Raw genomic sequence first — 19,469 nt, forward strand, 5'->3', positions numbered from 1 at the left:
TCTCCATAATCGCACCGTACAGACGCAGAAAAACAAAATTAGTTTCAAAATTACACACTTTACTTTTAATATGTAAAAAACAGTTCATGCTTAGTAAGCGATGAACTGTTTTGAACTATGCATGCTTTTGTTCGTACTCTGAAATCTTGTCTTCATATTGGAATGTCAGGGAAATTTCATCCCAACCGTTCAACAACATCTTTTTATAATACGGATCGATATCAAAGTCGTACACCGAACCGTCTTCCCCTGCTACAGTCTGGTCTTCAAGACTAACTGTTAATGTATACGGAGCTTCTTTCCCTTTTCGTAGAAATTCATCAATTTCTGCAACAGATAGTGTAATCGGTAAAATCCCATTCTTAAAGCAGTTATTATAGAAAATATCTGCAAAGCTTGGAGCAATAACTACACGGAATCCGTAATCCAAAATTGCCCAAGGTGCGTGTTCGCGAGAGGATCCACAACCGAAGTTTTCATGTGCAACCAAAATAGTTGAACCGTCAAATCGAGGATCATTCATCACGAAATCTTCGTTTTTTGTACCATCTGCATTAAAACGCCAATGATAAAATAAATATTTTCCGAACCCAGTACGCTCAATGCGTTTTAAAAATTCCTTAGAAATAATTTGATCTGTATCTACGTTATTTTTATCTAATGGAGTGAGTACACTCTCTATTTTATTAATTGGTTCCATCTGAATACCCTCCTCAAATTTGCACAGTTGCTTCGATTTTACGAACATCTACGAAATGTCCGTGTAGGGCAGCCGCTGCAGCCATGGATGGGCTGACTAGATGTGTGCGTGAGCCTGCACCTTGGCGTCCTTCAAAATTCCGGTTAGATGTAGAAGCACAGCGTTCGCCCGCTGGAACTACATCATCATTCATAGCTAAGCACATACTACACCCTGACTCTCTCCAATCAAAACCTGCATCTGTAAAGATTTTATCAAGACCGATATCTTCCGCCTGCTTTTTCACTGTACGTGAACCAGGTACGACAATTGCAGTCACAGTAGGATGAACGTGCTTACCTTTTACGATATTCGCCGCTGCTTCCAAATCGCTAAGACGCGCATTGGTACATGAACCGATAAATGCGTGCTGAATTTCAATATCCGTTAACGCCATTCCTTCTTCAAGCCCCATATATTCCATTGCGGAACGAAGTGCAGATTTATCTGTTTCTGATACATAGTCTGCAGTTGTAGGAATAGTAGACGAAATTCCAGATCCCATAGATGGGTTCGTTCCCCACGTTACGAATGGTTCGATTTCATCTGCATGAATTTCAAGCACTTGATCATATGTTGCACCTTCATCTGTATTCAAAGCGAGCCAACGCTCTGCCGCCGCTTCAAATTCTTCACCTTGTGGTGCGTAACGACGGCCACGTAAATAATTGATTGTAGTTTCGTCCGGACCAATCAAACCCGCTTTTGCTCCCGCTTCAATGGACATATTACAAATTGTCATACGTTCTTCCATTGTAAGTCCGCGAATTGCTTCTCCTGTATACTCAACGATATGTCCAGTACCGACGCCAATTCCAAACTTCGAAATGATCGCAAGAATAATATCTTTAGCCGTGACCCCAAAGCCTATTTTACCTGTCACGCGGATCTCCATCGTTTTCGGTTTACCTTGCCATAATGTCTGTGTAGATAATACATGCTCTACTTCACTTGTTCCGATACCGAATGCAATCGCTCCGAATGCACCATGTGTTGAAGTATGGCTGTCACCGCACACAATGGTCTTCCCTGGTTGTGTCAATCCAAGTTCAGGACCGATAATATGCACAATACCTTGGTCAGGATGTTGCATATCCGCCAATTGAACGCCGAACTCTTCACAGTTTTTTGCAAGTGTAGTAATTTGTTTTTTGGCAATCGGGTCATTGATTACCGGTAAGTTTTTTGTCGGGACATTGTGATCCATAGTAGCGAAGCAAAGATCCGGACGACGCACTTTACGGTTCGCTAGACGTAACCCTTCAAATGCCTGTGGTGATGTCACTTCATGAATTAAATGAAGATCAATATATAGTAGATCAGGCTTTCCCTTTTCTTCATATACAATATGCTCATCCCATATTTTCTCAATAATTGTTTTAGCCATAATTGTTTCCCCTTCCCAGCCCTTGCCTTTACGTTCGGCATATGATTCAGTTCATCTATTTCGGTCTAACTATACAGAAAGGGCGCACCAGTTTCGGTATGCCCTCATGTGCATGTCGAGACGTAGACAGCGGTATTTTTTTAAATGTACGAGTACATAATACTATTGGAAACGAACTGAAGATCCAATTCATCTACAATCTTATCTGTCCATTCTTTAGTCGTTAATGAACGTTGCTCTTTACCAGCTAAATCTGCTGTAAAGTGACCTTCTTCAAATACTGTATTGACTGCTTTTTCAATCGCTGTTGCTTCAGTTTCTAATCCAAATGAATACTTTAGCATCATTGCGACAGATAGAATAGTCGCCGCTGGATTTGCTACTCCTTGCCCTGCTACATCCGGCGCTGAACCGTGGACTGGCTCATATAGACCTAAACCATCTGAACGAACACTCGCTGATGGTAGTAATCCAAGTGATCCTGTAATGACCGAAGCTTCATCACTCAAAATATCTCCAAACATGTTCTCTGTAACGATTACATCAAAATATGCAGGATTTGTAATTAACTTCATAGCTGCGGAGTCCACTAGCTGATGCTCTACTTCTACATCTGGATACTGCGCTTTTTTCTCTTCTACAATCTTTCTCCACAGCTTACTGGATTCGAGCACATTCGCTTTGTCCACAGAAGTTACTTTGCCTTTACGTAGGCGAGCCAACTCGAAACCTTTGTCGACAATACGTTCGATTTCCTCACGTGTATATACAAGCGTGTCAACAGCCGATTGATCTGTGTGACGGCTCGGTTTACCGAAGTAAAGACCTCCAGTTAATTCCCGAACAATCATCATATCGACTTCTTTGACGATTTCTTCTTTTAAAGGAGAAGCTTGGATCAAAGAAGGTACAGCTGCAACAGGACGAAGGTTTGCAAATAGATCAAAGTGTTTACGTATCGCAAGCAACCCTTTTTCCGGTCGTAATTCAGATGGATTCTGATCCCATTTAGGACCCCCCACTGCTCCTAGAAGAATGGCATCGCTTGACTCACATAACTCAATTGTCTCTTTAGGAAGTGGGTTATTTTTTTCATCAATCGCCGCTCCACCGATTAGTCCATATTCTGTATGGAATGTATGGTTAAAACGTCTGCCGATCACTTCCAATACTCTGACTGCCTCTGCTACTACCTCGGGTCCTATGCCGTCACCGGGTAATACTGCTACTTTCTTTTCCATAGAACTTCTCCTCCTTGATCAATCTCGTATCACTCGATCGAATACTCTATCCCTTTGATATATGTTGCTTATTTCATTAACTCTTCTTTCCGCAATTGTTCGCGAACTAGTTGACGGTTGATCGCATTCAAATAAGCTTTTGCAGACGCTTCTAGTACGTCTTGCGCTACGTCTCGGCCTGTAAGCTCGAGTCCGTTATGTCTTAAGTTGACTACTGCCTCTCCCAGTGCATCGCGGCCCTTACCGATCGATGTTACACGATAATCCAGAATGAGTACTTCACCTTTAATGGCCAATTCCAGTGCGTTAAAGATGGATTCAACAGATCCTGCACCAGTCGTTGCCACAGTAACTGTTTCTCCGCTAGGCACTGTCGCTGTCACGGTAGCTGTCGGAATATTATTCGTTCCGTATTGTACTTGAACATTATGCAATTCGTAAATTGGTGTATCCGTATCGGCCAATTGTTGTCCTGTGAAAAGAACAAACAAATCGTCTTCCGTAATTTCCTTTTTACGATCTGCTAATTTTTTGAAGTCATCAAACGCTTCATTCAATTGTTGATCAGTCAGTTCAAACCCCATTGTCATTGCCCGATCTTTAAACGCAGCACGTCCGGAGTGTTTACCTAACGCTAGCGGAATATCCGTTTCACCAATTAATTCAGGTGTTATAATTTCGTAAGTTTCACGGTTTTTCAGCATGCCATCCTGGTGAATACCCGATTCATGGGCGAATGCATTCTTTCCGACAACTGCTTTGTTTGGCTGGATGACTACCCCTGTCAAACGACTAACAAGCTGACTTGCTTTTTTGATTTCTTTCAAGTTGATTCCAGTTTCCATGTTATAGAAGTCTTTACGGATGTGCATCGCGACAGCAATTTCTTCTAATGCTGCATTGCCTGCGCGCTCGCCAATCCCGTTAATCGTACATTCAACTTGATCTGCACCATTCTCAACTGCCGCAATGGAGTTGGCAACGGCCATTCCAAGATCATCATGACAATGAGCTGAAAGCTTAACTTTCTCTACTCCTCTTACGTTCTCTTTCAAATACTTGAATAGAGCGCCGTATTCTGCCGGTGTTGCATAGCCCACAGTATCTGGAACATTAATCGTTGTAGCCCCTGCCTCGATTACCTTATTAATAATACGTACCAGGTATTCCTTATCAGAACGGAAAGCATCTTCTGCTGACCACTGAACAAGCGGGAAATATTGTTTAGCGTATTTGACTGCATCCACTGCAATATCCACTACTTCGTCTGGAGATTTCTTTAACTTATACTCCATATGAATCGGTGATGTTGCTAAAAACACATGGATATGTGGCTGTTCTCCGCCACGTAAAGCTTCCCATGATATATCAATGTCATTCTTCATTGCTCTAGCAAGACCTGTAACAGTAGAATTTTTCACTGTGTTGGCAATGCGTTGAACGGCTTCAAAATCACCTGGGGAGGAAGCAGGAAATCCTGCTTCAATAACTGCTACCCCAAGTTTTTCTAGCTGACGAGCAATTTCTAATTTTTCTACTGTATTTAGATTAATACCTGCAGATTGCTCACCATCGCGAAGAGTTGTATCGAAGAGATCAATTTTTCTCACTCGCAACCACTTCTTCCTCTTTTGATTTAGCTCCTTCGTTGATGAATGGCATCATAGAACGAAGCTTCTGTCCTACCTCTTCGATTTGATGCTTAGCTTCTGCTTCTTCGATTGCATTAAAATTAGGACGTCCGTTTTCATTCTCTTCGATCCATTCTTTTGCAAACTTACCTGATTGGATGTCAGTAAGAATATCTTTCATACGTGCTTTTGTATCTGCATCGACTACGCGTGGTCCGGAAACGAAGTCGCCCCACTCTGCAGTGTCAGAGATTGAATAACGCATTCCAGCCATTCCGCCTTCATACATCAAGTCAACGATTAGTTTTGTTTCATGCAATGTTTCGAAATAAGCTAGCTCAGGCTGGTATCCAGCTTCTACTAGTGTTTCGAATCCAGCTTTAACTAGTGAAGTCAATCCACCACAAAGTACTGCTTGCTCTCCGAATAGATCCGTAACTGTCTCTTCTTCGAAAGTTGTTTCCAAAACGCCGCCACGAGCAGATCCGATACCTTTTGCATACGCAAGAGCTACGTCTTTTGCTTGGCCAGATACGTCTTGATACACCGCGAATAGTGCAGGAACACCGCCGCCAGCTTCGAATGTTCTACGTACAAGGTGTCCTGGTCCTTTTGGAGCTACTAGGAATACATCTACGTCAGCAGGTGGTTTAATTTCACCGAAGTGTACGTTGAAACCGTGAGCGAATACTAAAGATTTACCTTTAGCAAGAGCAGGTTCGATTTCTGCATCATAGATTGCTTTTTGGTTTTCATCCGGAAGTAGGATCATGATCAAATCTGCTTTTTCAGAAGCTTCTTTTACCGAAAGTGTTTCAAGACCGTCTGCTTTTGCTTGATCAAATGATTTACCTGCACGAACTCCTACAACTACGTTAAAGCCTGAATCTTTCAAGTTACGCGCGTGTGCGTGGCCTTGTGAACCGTATCCGATTACTGCGATTGTTTTACCTGCTAATAGTCCTTCATTGATATCCTGGTTATAATACATTTTTGTCATTTTTATTTCCCCCTAAGTGTGTGTGTATTACTGCTTTAAAATTGATAACTGTGGTGCTTGAACTTTTTGCATATCACGGGCAAAGCCGGTTGCGCCAGTTCGTGTTAATTCTTTGATGCCATATGGTTTCAGCAAATCGATAAACGCTTCGATTTTATCTGGGTCACCCGTTACTTGGTAAGTTACTACATTCTTCCCGGAATCAACTATAATTGGACGGAAAGGTTCCACAATACTATTCATTTCAGAGCGAATCTGTGGTGGTGAGATGACCTTTACTAGCGCTAACTCACGTAACACGATTGCTTTGTCTGTTATATCTTTCACTGTAATAACATCAATCTGCTTTTGCAGCTGTTTTACAAGTTGTTCAATTTTGTTTTCATCTTCAACGTGAACTTGGAATGTCATCTTGGATCTATTCGGCTGTTCCGTAGCACCAACGGTAATACTTTCAATATTGAATTGACGCTTCATCAGCAGTCCCGTTACACGGTTTAATACCCCGCTCTGATTAATTACTGTTACTGTAATAATTCGTTTCACTGAGGACTCACTCCAATCATGTCTTGTAATCCTTTACCTGGAGCAACCATCGGATAGACGTTTTCACGTTGTTTCACTCGGCAATCGATCAAGACCGGCTCGTCAGATAATAGCGCTTCTGTAAATACTTTTTCAGCTTCTTCTAATTTGTGGATACGATATCCTTTTAGGTCGTATGCTTCCGCCAATTTAATAAAGTCTGGCTGTACAGGAACTAGCGACTGTGAATAGCGTTCTTCATAGAATGTCTCTTGCCACTGACGTACCATACCTAGTGCTCCGTTATTTAAAATGATGACTTTCACGGGAATACGCATTTCTTGAAGAAGTGATAGCTCTTGTGCTGTCATTTGGAAACCTGCGTCTCCAACAACTGCAATTACACGCGCTTTCGGTCTTGCAAGCTGTGCACCGATTGCTGCTGGGAAGCCAAAGCCCATTGTTCCTAATCCGCCTGATGTTACCCAGTTGTCCGGATTATTGAAACGATAATATTGAGCCGTCCACATTTGGTGCTGGCCAACATCTGTCGTAACAATTGCATCGCCATTTGTAATCCGATGAATGATTTCGAGAGCTTGTTGAGGTAATAAAGCTTCCTCGTCCTTTTGATACCAAAGTGGATATTGGTCTGCTAAACCATTCAAATAGCCCACCCATTCTGTTGTATCCGGTGATTTGAAATCCGCTTTTAGCAATGCTGTTAACGCTTCTTTCGCATCAGATACAATCGGAATTTCAGTAACCACGTTTTTACCAATCTCTGCTGGATCAATATCAATATGGATAACACGTGCATTCGGCAAGAATGCATCCAAGTTACCTGTTAGACGGTCATCAAAACGGGCACCGACATTGAGAAGTAAATCACATTCGCTTAGTGCATAGTTGGCAGTTGCCGTACCGTGCATTCCAGCCATTCCGTAGAATAGTTCATGTTCTCCATGGATTGTACCCAAGCCAAGTAATGTATTGACGATTGGAATACGATGCGTTTCGACAAGCTCCTTCAGCTCGGTCGTTCCACCTGCATGAAGTACACCTGCACCGGCAAGGATCATAGGCTTTTTCGCTTCAGAGATCGCTTTTGAAGCTTTTTGAATTTGCAGATAATTTGGTGTAGTAGTTGGCTGATAACCAGGCAAATTCACTTCTTTACTTTCTTTTTCGACAGGAATAAAGAGATCTGTTGCGATATTTTTTGGTACGTCGACAACGACTGGTCCTGGTCTTCCGGTAGAAGCAATATGGAAAGCTTCACGCATAATACGTGGGATGTCCGCTACACTTTGCACTTGATAGTTATGTTTTGTAATAGGTTGAGTAATCCCTATAATATCCGCTTCCTGGAAAGCATCCGATCCAATCACTGTAGTCGCTACTTGGCCTGTAATAACTACTAATGGAAGCGAGTCCATCATGGCATCTGTAATTCCCGTTACTAAGTTCGTTGCGCCAGGACCTGATGTGGCAATGACTACCCCTGTCTTTCCGGACACTCTCGCATATCCTTCTGCTGCGTGGATTGCCCCTTGCTCGTGACGTGCTAATACGTGTGGTATTGGGTCGTTATATAGCGCATCATAGATTGGGAGAACTGCTCCTCCGGGATATCCAAAGATCATTTCTACATTCTGTTCTTTAAGAGATTGAATCAAGATTGCAGAACCATCTGCAAGTTTATTTATGGATTGTTCCTTTGGCATAGATGCAGTCTGTTTTTCTTGTACTTCAGCACTCATACTGAACTCCTCCTTACATTTTCAACTATATATATATTGACCAATGACGTTTTCCCCTAAAAAAAAACCTTTTCATCCCACGCAAAGAATACTACTCTCTTTACATAGGGATGAAAAAGCTTTCATGGTACCACCCTAGTTCGTGACGTTTGTCACCTTATGAGAAAGCAAGCCGAAGCTGTACTTTCTCATTGCTAACGAGCCCGAATTTCGAGCCCGGGACTGCCTAATCGGTATACCTTTTAGCAATCCACTCCGAGGGGATGTCGCAAATAGCTGTATTACCGGCTCGCAGCACCACCGGCTCTCTGTGAATACACTCTCTATCTACTTTAACCTCATCAACGTTTTGTATATTAAATTTTCATGACTCCGCCAGTACTCGCTGAAGTGACTAGTTGAGAATATCTAGCAAGATACCCTTTTTTAATTTTAGGTTCAAATGGTTTCAGTGCATGGCGACGTTCTGCAAGAACTTCATCAGATACCATCAGTTCGATCGTACGATTCGTTAGATCTATTTCGATAATATCTCCATCCTCTACAAGTGCAATCGGTCCACCGGATGCTGCTTCTGGTGAGATATGTCCAATGGATATACCTCGTGACGCCCCAGAGAAACGACCATCGGTAATTAAAGCAACTTCTTTACCTAGCCCTTTCCCCATAATTGCGGATGTCGGCGCTAACATTTCTGGCATTCCTGGTCCACCTTTAGGTCCTTCATATCGAATGACGACGACGTGGCCTGCTTTTACCGTGTCATTATCAATATTTTCTTGGGCCTCTTCTTGTGATTCAAAGACAATCGCTTCTCCTCTAAACTCTTTGATAGAAGGATCAACTGCGCCCACTTTAATGACAGATCCTTCAGGTGCGATATTACCAAATAGAATGGACAAGCCACCTACAGGACTATATGGATTATCTTTCGTTCGTATGACATCTGTATTTGTAATTTCATGACCTGCGACATCTTCTGCAATCGATTTGCCTGTGATTGTCATTCGATCATTGTGCATCGCACCATCGATTTTACACAATTCATTGATAATTGCGCTCACACCGCCGGATTTTTCAATGTCATCCATTGAATAATCAGACGCTGGCATGATTTTAGCTAAGTATGGTACTCGTTTTGCTACCTCGTTAACATCTTCAATATTGTAATCAATTTCTGCTTCGTGGGCGATCGCTAATGTGTGAAGTACTGTATTAGTCGATCCTCCCATTGCCATATCAAGTGCAAATGCATCATCAATTGTTTCTTTCGTAATGATGTCACGCGGTTTAATATCTTTTTCGATACAATTCATTAGATGTTTCGCTGCATCTTTAATGAGTCTATGACGATCATCGGATGTAGCAAGAATTGTCGCATTTCCTGGAAGAGCCATACCGAGCATTTCCATTAATGAGTTCATGGAGTTCGCTGTGAACATTCCCGAACAAGATCCGCATGAAGGACAAGCATTCTGTTCGATGTCGAGTAATGTTTCAGCTGACATCTTACCACTCTTGTAAGCTCCTACACCTTCAAACACGGATGTTAATGAAAGAACATCTCCTGTTGCGGAAACACCTGCTTCCATCGGCCCGCCAGAAACGAAGACGGAAGGGACGTTTGTTCGAACAGCTGCCATCAGCATACCTGGTGTGATTTTGTCACAGTTAGGTATATAGAAAACACCATCAAACCAGTGCGCATTAATGACTGTTTCAGCTGAATCTGCAATCAACTCACGACTTGGCAATGAATAACGCATACCGATATGCCCCATTGCAATTCCGTCATCAACACCGATTGTGTTAAATTCAAACGGTACGCCGCCCGCTTCCCAAATCGCTTCTTTCACTACTTCCGCGAATTTGTTTAAGTGCATATGTCCCGGAATGATATCTATATAAGAGTTACACACTCCGATAAATGGTTTGTTCATATCTTTCGTTTTAACACCAGCTGCATATAGTAAGCTACGATGTGGTGCACGATCGATTCCTTTTTTAATCATGTCACTTCTCATTTGCAATCTCTCCTAAACTAATTGAACGAATCAATTGCTAATTACATCAATTGCATTCAGTTGAATATTCTGAACAGCTAGTGAATTGTTCACCGCTATGAACTAGATTGCTGTAATCATATCTTGAATACGAATAAAGGTCAACCGTATTTTTAAAGTTTTTCGTTAATTGTGACTAATTTAAAACGTCTGAATACGCTTACACACGCGACATACAGCGATATATTGCATATCGAAATATTTGAAATTTATTTTGCATTTGAGCTTGTTTCTTTCATTAAATAAAAGGAAATCCAGACAATATCCTTATTATGCAAATAGAAGGTAGAGTTTGTACATTTATTCAACATTCTGTCTAGCCTCTTTTGCTTTGTATGCATCAATCAGATTTTTCGCTTTGTTTCATTGTAACTCTCTCATCTACTTACGAATCAATAAGTGTAGACTTCAACTAATGCTCTACCTCTTCTATTCAAGAAACCATATTTTTTCGTTAAGTATGTAGAATGCTAGTAAGTTTATGACAAGTTTCGCTCGACAGTATTCGACATTTATATTTTGTTCATAACTCTATACACATTATCCACCGCATATATTGGCAGTTTCTGTATACCATTCACATATTACCCACAACTTACCCACCAACATTGTGGATAATTCGAACGCTTGTTCTTTTTAGATTCCTTTGGTAAAGTAAGAGATAACATCTAGAGAGAAGCATGCAGACTGATTACAATCTATTCATCCTAAAGGAGGCGGTTCTACTGTGCCACATTTATCGGATCAATTGTTGATCTATTCCTATCAACAAGCTCAAAAATACCATCTAAATCTGGAATTCATCCAACTGTTGGAACGCGAGATACGTAAACGTGCCTTGGAATCGATAAAACTCAGTAGCTGATCTTTCGGATACAATAAAACGGACATGCCTTTTTATCATAGGCATGTCCGTTTTCCATTCTATAAGTACATCTCCTTCTATTTAAGGAGATATATTTTATGATAACGCTTTGAGTCCAACTACGCCGATAACGATCAGAATAAGACTCACTACTCTACCTGTACTCTTCGATTCACCAAAGAACACCATATTGATGAGTACGGCACCCGCTGTACCTATACCAATCCACACGGCATAAGCTGTACTAACTTGCAGGAACTTAAAGGAGTTATACAGAAAGAAGAACGCAATACCGAACCCTCCGTAATATAGCAAGCCGTTACCCAATGTCTTGTTCTCACTAAACTTTTTCAACCCGATTACACCCGCAAACTCACTTAGAGCTGCCAATAATACTAGAATCCAACCCATCGTCTTTCACTCCCTCCAGCGCTTTCTTTTCATCCTGCCCATCCGCTATCTTTAATCCTGCTACACCAACCACTAGGAGGAAGATGAAAAAGATCTTCCCTATACTAATATGCTCTCCAAAGAACATGACATCCATTAACGATGTACCCACTGTTCCGATTCCAGCAAATATTGCATAGACCGTTCCTGTCGGTAGCCCCTCGCAGGCTTTTGTAAGGAAATGAAAATCCACAAAGATAAACCCTACGATAAATATCCAGTGCCACCAGTGAGTCGCTGTGTTAAAACCAAAAATCCACACTAATTCAAAAAAACTAGTTAATGCGACATATAACCATGCTTTATTCATACCATTCACTCCAATTTTATTTCTTACTATATTTATATGACTGACTATCATTCATTTTATCATAAAAGCTAACATATTGCTATGTTAACCTTTCGCTGTTTGAAATTGCAGTGCATGAGATATAAAATCCAGGACTTCTTCTTTCTGTCTATCCGCTTCACTTTCATCATGTTGAGCGTAAAGGAATACTTGCTCAGCCGCTGATTCAATAAGACCAATAATGATCTTTGCTGTCCGTTCAGGTTTGATCGATTGGCGAACCGCGCCTGCTATTTTGGCAGCTTCAAGCTTTTGGCTAATCCATTCATAAAATGGTGCGTATACGGATTCCCACTCGCGAATATGTTCCGTTGAAGCTATTCCTGAATAGATGACGGCTAAAATTTCATAATACTCTTTGTTCACTTTAAATATTGCATCTACCATTTGTTCGAACTGTTTTGGATACGTTGCTTCATCATCAACCGTTAGTTTGACGATTTCAATCGTTTTCATGACCATCACTTCCGCAATTGCAGGCATAAGGGATAATTTTGACGGAAAGTATAAATAAAATGTTCCTTGCGCAATCCCTGCACGCTTGACGATATCGGAGATCTTCGTCTTCTCAATCCCTTGCTCTTGAAATACTTCTATAGCTGAATGTATAATCGCTGTCTTTTTCCCCAATGTATTCCCCACTCTCTATAGATTCTAATTAGTATATCGTACTATTCTTTTCTTACAGGCAATGACAATGATTACTTCCGGATTTACTTAATACTCTTTAAATCTACCATCATTTGATGCAAAGTACACATCAAAACTATAAGATGATTCGTCTTTATGTCAGTAAACGCGTTATTTGCTGTAGCTGACGGGCTATATACTGTAAATAGTAAAACAATACTTATATACGCCATCTAGAAAATTCGTTATTCTTAATTGTATTCAATACGTTCAATCTATTTGTTCGAGGAGTAGGAATAGCTGAAAAATAATCTATGAGTTGTAACGATAAAAATACCGTCCTTTGACAGGACGGTATTTTTACGTTCATTATTTGACTTCTTTTGTTTCTTGTACGAATGTTTCTCCACTTTTACGTGCTTGGATATCAATGCTATGTTCTGGGTACTCTTTTTCAAGACGTTCGTAGTATTTTTTACTAATTTTTTCAGCATCTTCTTTTTTCATGTCTTCGGTCACTTCAAAGTCCAGCAAGACGAAACCACCTGCATCTTCAGTAATGATTAAACTTACTTCCGATACCCCTTCTTCTTTCTCAAACTCTTCTTTTAACTCATCATTAGAAGCCGTTGTATCAGATTTATCTACAGGTTCTTTAACAACATTTTCAGTAGGTTCGGTTTGTTCCTTGTCCACTTCTTTTTCGTTGTCAGTATCCGCGTTACATGCTCCTAATAGTAGAAGTGATAGACTAAGCGGAGCTAATATCTGTCTTTTTTTCATGATAAACCGATCCTTTCTTTTTGTTCATTATATTGTGTATCCTATCATATTTGTAAAACCTTGGCAAAGAATTTTGTGCTATGCAATGTACTGTCAAACAGTTATGTGGCGAAAAGACTAGACTTGAACATGACTTTCTTGACTCTTCTCTTCCGTCTTTTAATTTACAATACAACAGTATTCTTCACTCCATTCTTTTACCAACGTTCGCAAGGTTTTTGTAGGACGTGAAATGGGTATGTTATATAAATCAACTATAAAAAGGGAGGCGATACAATGGATGAACTCATAAGCAAGACATTTATTGGCGTATATTACAAGGATGCTGATCTTCTAAGTAAGATAGAGGAATTAAAAGAAACGGGTTATATCGATGATAATATTTATGTAATCGCTAAAAATGAAAACGATGTATCCATGCTACGCAGTCGAACAGGCGTAGATGTGTACTCCGCATATGATACGTGGACAGATCGCTTTATAGGCTTCTTAACTGGCGAAAATCAGATCAAACAAATGATGTATGGCATCGGAATGGACACGATTCAAGTAGACCGCTATTACGAAGAAGTTCAACACGGTGGTATGATGCTATATGTAGATGAAGGGTTGGCTTACAGCGTGTATTCGAAAGATGGGCCTTTCTCTACAGACGGATTATCGCCTAGTGCATCTAAACCTGTCGTTGATCACAATAGAACTACAGATCCATTTATTGAGGATACAGTATCTGAACTGTCTTATGGAGGATATGAGCCTTTGCAAAACCCTCCACAACCAGAAGTTCTACAAGCAACCAATCGGGCCGATACAATTCAGACAAATGATCTTACTTCTAAAGAAGAGGATGCCGTAGTATCCGAACAAATTGAGGATGAAGATCCTTCTACTTTCCCTAAAAAATAATCATATTCTTTTTGAGCCTTTCATTTCTACGGAAGGCTCTTTACTTTGTTACAACTTGTTTACAAAACACGATTCTTGTAACCTCTTCTTAATGTGAACGTAATGTTTCACTCTTAAGCTGTCGTGTAAGATATTACTTGCAGCTAGAAAGTGATATCTATTATTTCGGAGGAGAGTCATTCATGAAAAAGTTTTTATGTTCAATTTTGATGGCATCAGCCATGTTCGTTGGGTTCACTGGCGGGACAGCCGATGCAGCAAGTAAAGCTACAGCTAAAAGTGGTACATACATAACAGTACATAATGCAAACGTTCGAGCAAATGCTGGAACACAACATAGAAGAGTCTTTACATTAAAAAAAGGTACACGCGTTCAACTGACACATCAAAAATATGCAGGTAAACAATTGTGGTATAAAGTAAAAATCAATGGTAAAAAAGGATATGTTTCAAGTTCTCTATTAAAGAGATCTACAGGCAAGGCAGTAGCAGCAGCTTCTCATACTAAAGGTGGAGGATCTGGTGTTGTGAAAACAGCAATGAACTTGCGCGGAATCCCATACCGTTTTGGCGGCACTACAACTAGAGGATTCGATTGCAGTGGATTCATCCAGTATTCATACAAGAAGAATGGTAAGTCTGTAGCTAGAACAACAACCGGGCAATTCAAACAATCATCAAAAATTAAATCACCAAGACCTGGAGATCTAGTATTCTTCCATAACACGTACCGCAAAGGAATTTCGCATGTAGGTATCTATGTTGGAAACAATAAATTTGTTCATGCTGGTGGCAAGAAGTCGGAAGTCGTCAGCCTGAATAATCCGTACTGGAAATCTAAATTCAACAGTTTCAGAAGAATATAATCAGTAAAACGACCCGATGAACGTTCATCAGGTCGTTTTTTTATTCAACGGAATGGACTTTCCCTTGCTCATCTTTATAGATTACATGATGCCTTTCAAACTTTGTTGGAGAATCTAAGCCCGCAGCCGCAGCCACACGGAATAATCCTTCTCTCATTGTCAATATATAATTTGTTACACGGAATTTCTTCTCTTCTACAACAAGTGCTCGCTGTAAGCTTTGATCTGTCGTGGCGACACCAGCTGGGCATGTATTCGTATGGCATCGCTCTGCCATGATACAGCCTACTGAAATCATGAAACCACGTGCAACTTGTGTCAAATCTGCACCTAAAGCCAATGCAATGGCTGCTTTATCAGGTGTGATAATTTTACCTGATGCAATAATTTTTACTTGATCACGCACTTCAAATTTACGCAATGCATCGTCTAGTAGAATAAGAGAAGAACGTAGTGGTAAGCCCACACTATCCGCTAAGTCTTGATAGGTAGCGCCCGATCCACCTTCCGCTCCATCGAGTGAGATAAAATCAGGACCCATGCCTGTTTCAGCCATATACGATGCCAGTTCTTCAGCATCTTGCTTTCCACCAATGACTATTTTGATGCCAACAGGAATTCCGCCAGCATGCCGAATATCTTCAATGAATGAAAACAGTGTCGGATAATCATGGAACTGTTTAAAACGGTTCGGACTATTAATAGAAGTATAAGGTTTTACATTTCGTATAGCCGCAATCTCTTCCGTGACCTTCTCCCCTTCTACGTGTCCTCCACGCATTTTTGCTCCTTGGGCTAACTTGATCTCAAACGCCTTAACCTGTGGTATATTTGCTTTCTCTTTTACTTTTTCAATATCGAACTGTCCATCTTCTGTTCGGAACCCGAATAACCCCGATCCAATCTGCGCAATAATGTCTGCGCCCCCTACCAAGTGATGGTCTGATACGCCACCCTCACCTGTGTTCATCCAGGCACCTTGCGCCATACCAATACCTTTAGATAGTGCAGTAATTGCATGGTCTCCGAGTGCACCATAACTCATACCGGACTGCCCCAATAAGCTACGCACGACAAATGGATGCTCACAATTTGGTCCTAATACAATCGCATCTTCCTCGGGTAACAACCAAGGCAATGTTGTCACTTCTTCACGATGTTCTTTGCGCGAGAATAAATTGTCAGTTTCTACTTCATAGCGCATAGTTTTCAATAGATTATCATTATCTACACGCATTTCCTCGTTTTGTTTCGTGAACATGGCATTACGAATATAGTGACCAGGTTCCTGGTAGTCTCGTTTAGACCCAAAACCAATGATACTGTTTAAGTACTTCCCGGGCATCACCATATGTAAGTATTCTTCGCGGCTGAATGGCTTGCCGCTATTATCATCATTGAATAAATACTGTCTAACCTCTGGACCCGCCTTTTCAAATATATAGCGAACTCTACCTAAGATTGGGTAGTTACGTAAAATTGCGTGCTGTTTCTGACTTCGATCAAAAAAGTATAGAAAAATCCCTATACTGATTGCAATGGCTAATATAATCAGCACAACCAATGAAGTTGTAAAATTGATGCCTTCTAACCAATTCATAGCCCCACTCCTTTCTGTTTGTCTGTACTTTACCTGTACCCCTGATAAGCGGCTGACTAAACGTAAAAAAGTCCTATTCCTTGAAAGTAATCAAGGAATAGGACTGGAGTGTTGCTATTTTGCTATTGTGTATGTCAAGCTTTGTTTATTTTGGAACGTTTACTTCGATTTGCTTAGTAGCAATCGCGCTAGATTGTCCAGCTTTTTTCACGCTTACTACAACAGTGCCTTGAGCACCTTTATTAGCTTTACCAGAAAGCTTACCGCCTTCTACTTTCAAATCAGTAACAGCCGCAGAATCTCCGGAATAGCTCGTTGCAATCGTACCTAAAGTAATTTCATTTCCTTCGTTTACCATATAAATAGTACCGTCATTTTTAATTAGAGGAGTAGCTTCTGATGAAGTCAATTTAATTCCATCTCCAGTTACTACCTGCATATTGAAATCTCCTGAAGTGATGACAGGTGTAGTCTCTTTAAACTCTACTGAAGATATTGACGGAGTTGAATTCACTACAGTAATCGTAGCAGTTGCTCTTGTAATATCTCCTTGTTTAATCAAGATATTCGTAGTTCCTGCTTCTTTAGCTTCAACAGTCAGTTCCCCTGTTTTAGCATCTTTTGTAACTGTTGCAACACTTGGATTAGACGAAGTTACTTCGTATCCAGCACCAATTTTGTCGTCGCCTACATAAAACCCTTGGCTATTGTACTGTTTCCAAGCTAATGTTACAGAGCCGTCTTTTGAACCATTAATAGCATCAATTGTCAAATCGTCTGAAGCAGATACTGTTTCTAGCTTTTTAGTAGCTACTGTTTTATCATCCGATACAGCAACCGCTATATTACCTAGAACTGTATCACCAGATTTAACTTGGACAGTTGTTGTTCCAGCTTTAATCCCATTTACATTTACAGTAGCCTTACCTTCTGTAACTTTTAAAGGTTTTGTAGATACAGTAGCAATCTCAGCGTCTTTTGACTCGACAGTTACATCGCCAGCATACAAGTCACCATATTGGTCTTTAACTACTACATTAGTGCCTTGAGTTGCACCTGTAATTAATTTAGTCTCTGTTGACGATAATGTAGCACTGCTTGCAACACGCTTACCAGCACCTACTGTAAGCTTTATGTCCTTCGTAACATCGCCAACTTTTGCGACAATCGTAACTTCTCCAGTACTGATTGGCGTTACTTTGCCAGCAGAAGTGACTGTTGCTACGCTTGGATTAGAGGAAGTGAACGTTGCAGTCGAATCAGTTTTTGTTGCTCCGCTAAGAGTAATAGTTTCTTCGACTTTTACATCTACTGCACCGTCTTCAAGTGAAATTTTTCCACTTTCTACCGTTACTCCACCTTGCTTAACTGAAACTTTACTAATCTCAGAAACTGTATTATCGAAGTCTACCACTTTAACATCTACTAACTCTGACTCAACAGTTTTTCCATCTTTATCCGTAACAATTACTTTGTAAGAGAATTTTGTATCCGCGTCAAGTGACTTCAACGTACCAGTCGCCTGCTCAGAGAACACATCAGTATTAGTAGACTGGAACGCCACCTTATAACCAGCATCCGTCAATTTCTTCATATCAGCAGGTTTGCCATCAACGTTAAACGCCAACTTCTGACCAGCTTGACCAGCATTCACTTGAGTAGTAGTAGCTGTAACTTTCTCTACTGTCAACTCGTACGTGAACTTGTAAGAAGTCACTACATCTTCTTCGCCTTCAGCTTCTGCTTTAGTCGTCAAGTGAAGAGTCATTTCTTTACCCGACGTTAGTTCGTTTTTTAGTTCGATTGTCGCTTTTGTACCGTCTTCGTTCGCTTTGAATGAAGCCAGTTCATTTCCTTCAATCTTTAATTGCTCCGCTTTCAACAGGTGCAAATTCTTACCTGTTAGCTCAAGTTGCTTTTCATCAGTTGCTGTAACTGAAGTGATTTCAGATACTTCTGGAGCTTCAGGTTCTTTTCCAGGTACTTCAACTTGAATTGTTTTGTAAAGGAATGAAGCGAATTGTGCGCGTGTTGTAGTTTCTTTTGGTCTGAAGTTTGGTGCAGCTGGGTTTGTAATGTCGAAGTAGTCTAATACATCGATGGCAGTACGTGCTTCAGCTTTCGCCTTATTCAAATCTACTACGTCTCTATCAAATTCTTGTTCTTGCACATATGTTAATAAGCTCGTTTTATTCACTGAATCGAACGCACGAACCAATACAACCGCCATGTTTTCACGGGTAATAGATCCAGCCGCGCCTAATGATCCATCTTCATATCCTCTAAATACATCGTTATCCTTTACGATTGCTGCTGATTGCAACAATTCGTCATTAGACTTAGATGTTAAATCAGTGAAGCGTGGATTTGTTTTATAGTCAGTCGGAATTGTATACCCTTTTGATACAAGCCATTTTCCCATTAACTTCACTACGTCGGAACGAGTTAAAGTTTTATTAGGCTTGAATGAACCATCCGGATAACCACTGATTACACCTGTTGCTGCTAGTGCATCAATTGCTTCCTTGTGTGAGTTAGTTTCCACAACGTCATTGAAGTCTGCTGCACTGACAACTGGTGCCACCGCTGATGCTACTAATGCCGCTGATGCTACGCCTGTTAGATACTTACTGTACTTCTTTTTTGATTGTGATTTCATTAAATAATTTCC

17 protein-coding genes are annotated in these 19,469 nt (G+C 40.6%); 3 read left to right on the plus strand and 14 right to left on the minus strand.

The genetic code is table 11. The annotated features are described in order from the left end of the window. Positions 1–115: 115 nt before the first annotated feature. From leuD to ilvD, 8 genes are all read right to left on the minus strand, one after another. Positions 116–700 (minus strand): 3-isopropylmalate dehydratase small subunit, encoded by a 585-nt coding sequence (leuD, locus tag H605_RS0101680; RefSeq protein ID WP_029052599.1) that lies wholly within the window; start codon positions 698–700, stop codon positions 116–118. A 13-nt stretch (positions 701–713) separates the two neighbouring features. Continuing rightward, positions 714–2,126 (minus strand): 3-isopropylmalate dehydratase large subunit, encoded by a 1,413-nt coding sequence (leuC, locus tag H605_RS0101685; RefSeq protein ID WP_029052600.1) that lies wholly within the window; start codon positions 2,124–2,126, stop codon positions 714–716. 140 nt (positions 2,127–2,266) lie between these two features. Next, positions 2,267–3,367, minus strand: coding sequence for a 3-isopropylmalate dehydrogenase (leuB, locus tag H605_RS0101690; RefSeq protein ID WP_029052601.1), 1,101 nt, complete (start codon positions 3,365–3,367; stop codon positions 2,267–2,269). A 68-nt stretch (positions 3,368–3,435) separates the two neighbouring features. After that, positions 3,436–4,977 carry a 2-isopropylmalate synthase gene (locus H605_RS0101695; RefSeq protein WP_029052602.1) on the minus strand — a complete coding sequence of 514 codons (1,542 nt, stop codon included), beginning with the start codon at positions 4,975–4,977 and terminating at the stop codon, positions 3,436–3,438. Then, entirely contained in the window at positions 4,964–5,998 is a 1,035-nt protein-coding gene (ilvC, locus tag H605_RS0101700; RefSeq protein ID WP_029052603.1) for a ketol-acid reductoisomerase, read from the minus strand. Before ilvC ends, H605_RS0101695 begins: the two co-directional genes overlap by 14 nt. Before the next feature lie 27 nt (positions 5,999–6,025). Next, a complete protein-coding gene (gene ilvN / locus H605_RS0101705; RefSeq protein ID WP_029052604.1) occupies positions 6,026–6,544 on the minus strand; it encodes an acetolactate synthase small subunit in 519 nt (172 codons plus the stop codon). Further along, the gene (ilvB, locus tag H605_RS0101710; protein ID WP_029052605.1) at positions 6,541–8,286 is read right to left on the minus strand and encodes a biosynthetic-type acetolactate synthase large subunit; all 1,746 of its coding nucleotides are present in this window, start codon (positions 8,284–8,286) and stop codon (positions 6,541–6,543) included. The genes ilvN and ilvB overlap by 4 nt, the downstream gene beginning before the upstream one ends. A 356-nt stretch (positions 8,287–8,642) precedes the next feature. Next, on the minus strand, positions 8,643–10,310 hold the full coding sequence (ilvD, locus tag H605_RS0101715) for a dihydroxy-acid dehydratase (RefSeq protein ID WP_029052606.1): 1,668 nt from the start codon (positions 10,308–10,310) through the stop codon (positions 8,643–8,645). Positions 10,311–11,076: 766 nt separating this feature from the next. Between ilvD and sda the strand changes: the two genes are divergently transcribed. Then, complete coding sequence (sda, locus tag H605_RS18555) at positions 11,077–11,214, plus strand: sporulation histidine kinase inhibitor Sda (RefSeq protein ID WP_029052607.1); 138 nt, start codon at positions 11,077–11,079, stop codon at positions 11,212–11,214. A 96-nt stretch (positions 11,215–11,310) separates the two neighbouring features. On the opposite strand, the gene H605_RS0101725 is transcribed toward sda, so the two are convergent. The 4 genes from H605_RS0101725 to H605_RS0101740 all read right to left on the minus strand — a co-directional run bounded on the left by H605_RS0101725 (position 11,311) and on the right by H605_RS0101740 (position 13,426). After that, a complete protein-coding gene (locus H605_RS0101725; protein WP_029052608.1) occupies positions 11,311–11,625 on the minus strand; it encodes a DMT family transporter in 315 nt (104 codons plus the stop codon). Continuing rightward, positions 11,588–11,974, minus strand: a complete 387-nt coding sequence (locus H605_RS0101730; protein WP_029052609.1) for a DMT family transporter — start codon at positions 11,972–11,974, stop codon at positions 11,588–11,590. Before H605_RS0101730 ends, H605_RS0101725 begins: the two co-directional genes overlap by 38 nt. Positions 11,975–12,058: 84 nt before the next feature. Beyond that, the gene (locus H605_RS0101735; RefSeq protein ID WP_029052610.1) at positions 12,059–12,643 is read right to left on the minus strand and encodes a TetR/AcrR family transcriptional regulator; all 585 of its coding nucleotides are present in this window, start codon (positions 12,641–12,643) and stop codon (positions 12,059–12,061) included. 369 nt (positions 12,644–13,012) lie between these two features. Continuing rightward, positions 13,013–13,426: a cation transporter dimerization domain-containing protein gene (locus tag H605_RS0101740; RefSeq protein WP_029052611.1), complete on the minus strand. Its 414-nt coding sequence runs from the start codon at positions 13,424–13,426 to the stop codon at positions 13,013–13,015. Positions 13,427–13,702: 276 nt separating this feature from the next. On the opposite strand from H605_RS0101740, the gene H605_RS18300 reads away from it, so the two are divergent. Beyond that, positions 13,703–14,332, plus strand: a complete 630-nt coding sequence (locus tag H605_RS18300) for a YflT domain-containing protein (protein WP_051210427.1) — start codon at positions 13,703–13,705, stop codon at positions 14,330–14,332. A gap of 182 nt (positions 14,333–14,514) precedes the next feature. Next, complete coding sequence (locus H605_RS0101750; RefSeq protein ID WP_037561364.1) at positions 14,515–15,198, plus strand: C40 family peptidase; 684 nt, start codon at positions 14,515–14,517, stop codon at positions 15,196–15,198. 40 nt (positions 15,199–15,238) lie between these two features. Here H605_RS0101750 and H605_RS0101755 read toward each other — a convergent pair whose 3' ends face one another. Both H605_RS0101755 and H605_RS0101760 read right to left on the minus strand, forming a co-directional pair. Continuing rightward, entirely contained in the window at positions 15,239–16,798 is a 1,560-nt protein-coding gene (locus tag H605_RS0101755; protein WP_081657808.1) for an FMN-binding glutamate synthase family protein, read from the minus strand. Between the two features lie 145 nt (positions 16,799–16,943). After that, a complete protein-coding gene (locus H605_RS0101760; protein WP_029052614.1) occupies positions 16,944–19,457 on the minus strand; it encodes an S-layer homology domain-containing protein in 2,514 nt (837 codons plus the stop codon). Positions 19,458–19,469 lie beyond the last annotated feature (12 nt).

It is taken from the genome of Sporosarcina ureae DSM 2281 (assembly GCF_000425545.1).
Taxonomy (GTDB): domain Bacteria; phylum Bacillota; class Bacilli; order Bacillales_A; family Planococcaceae; genus Sporosarcina; species Sporosarcina ureae.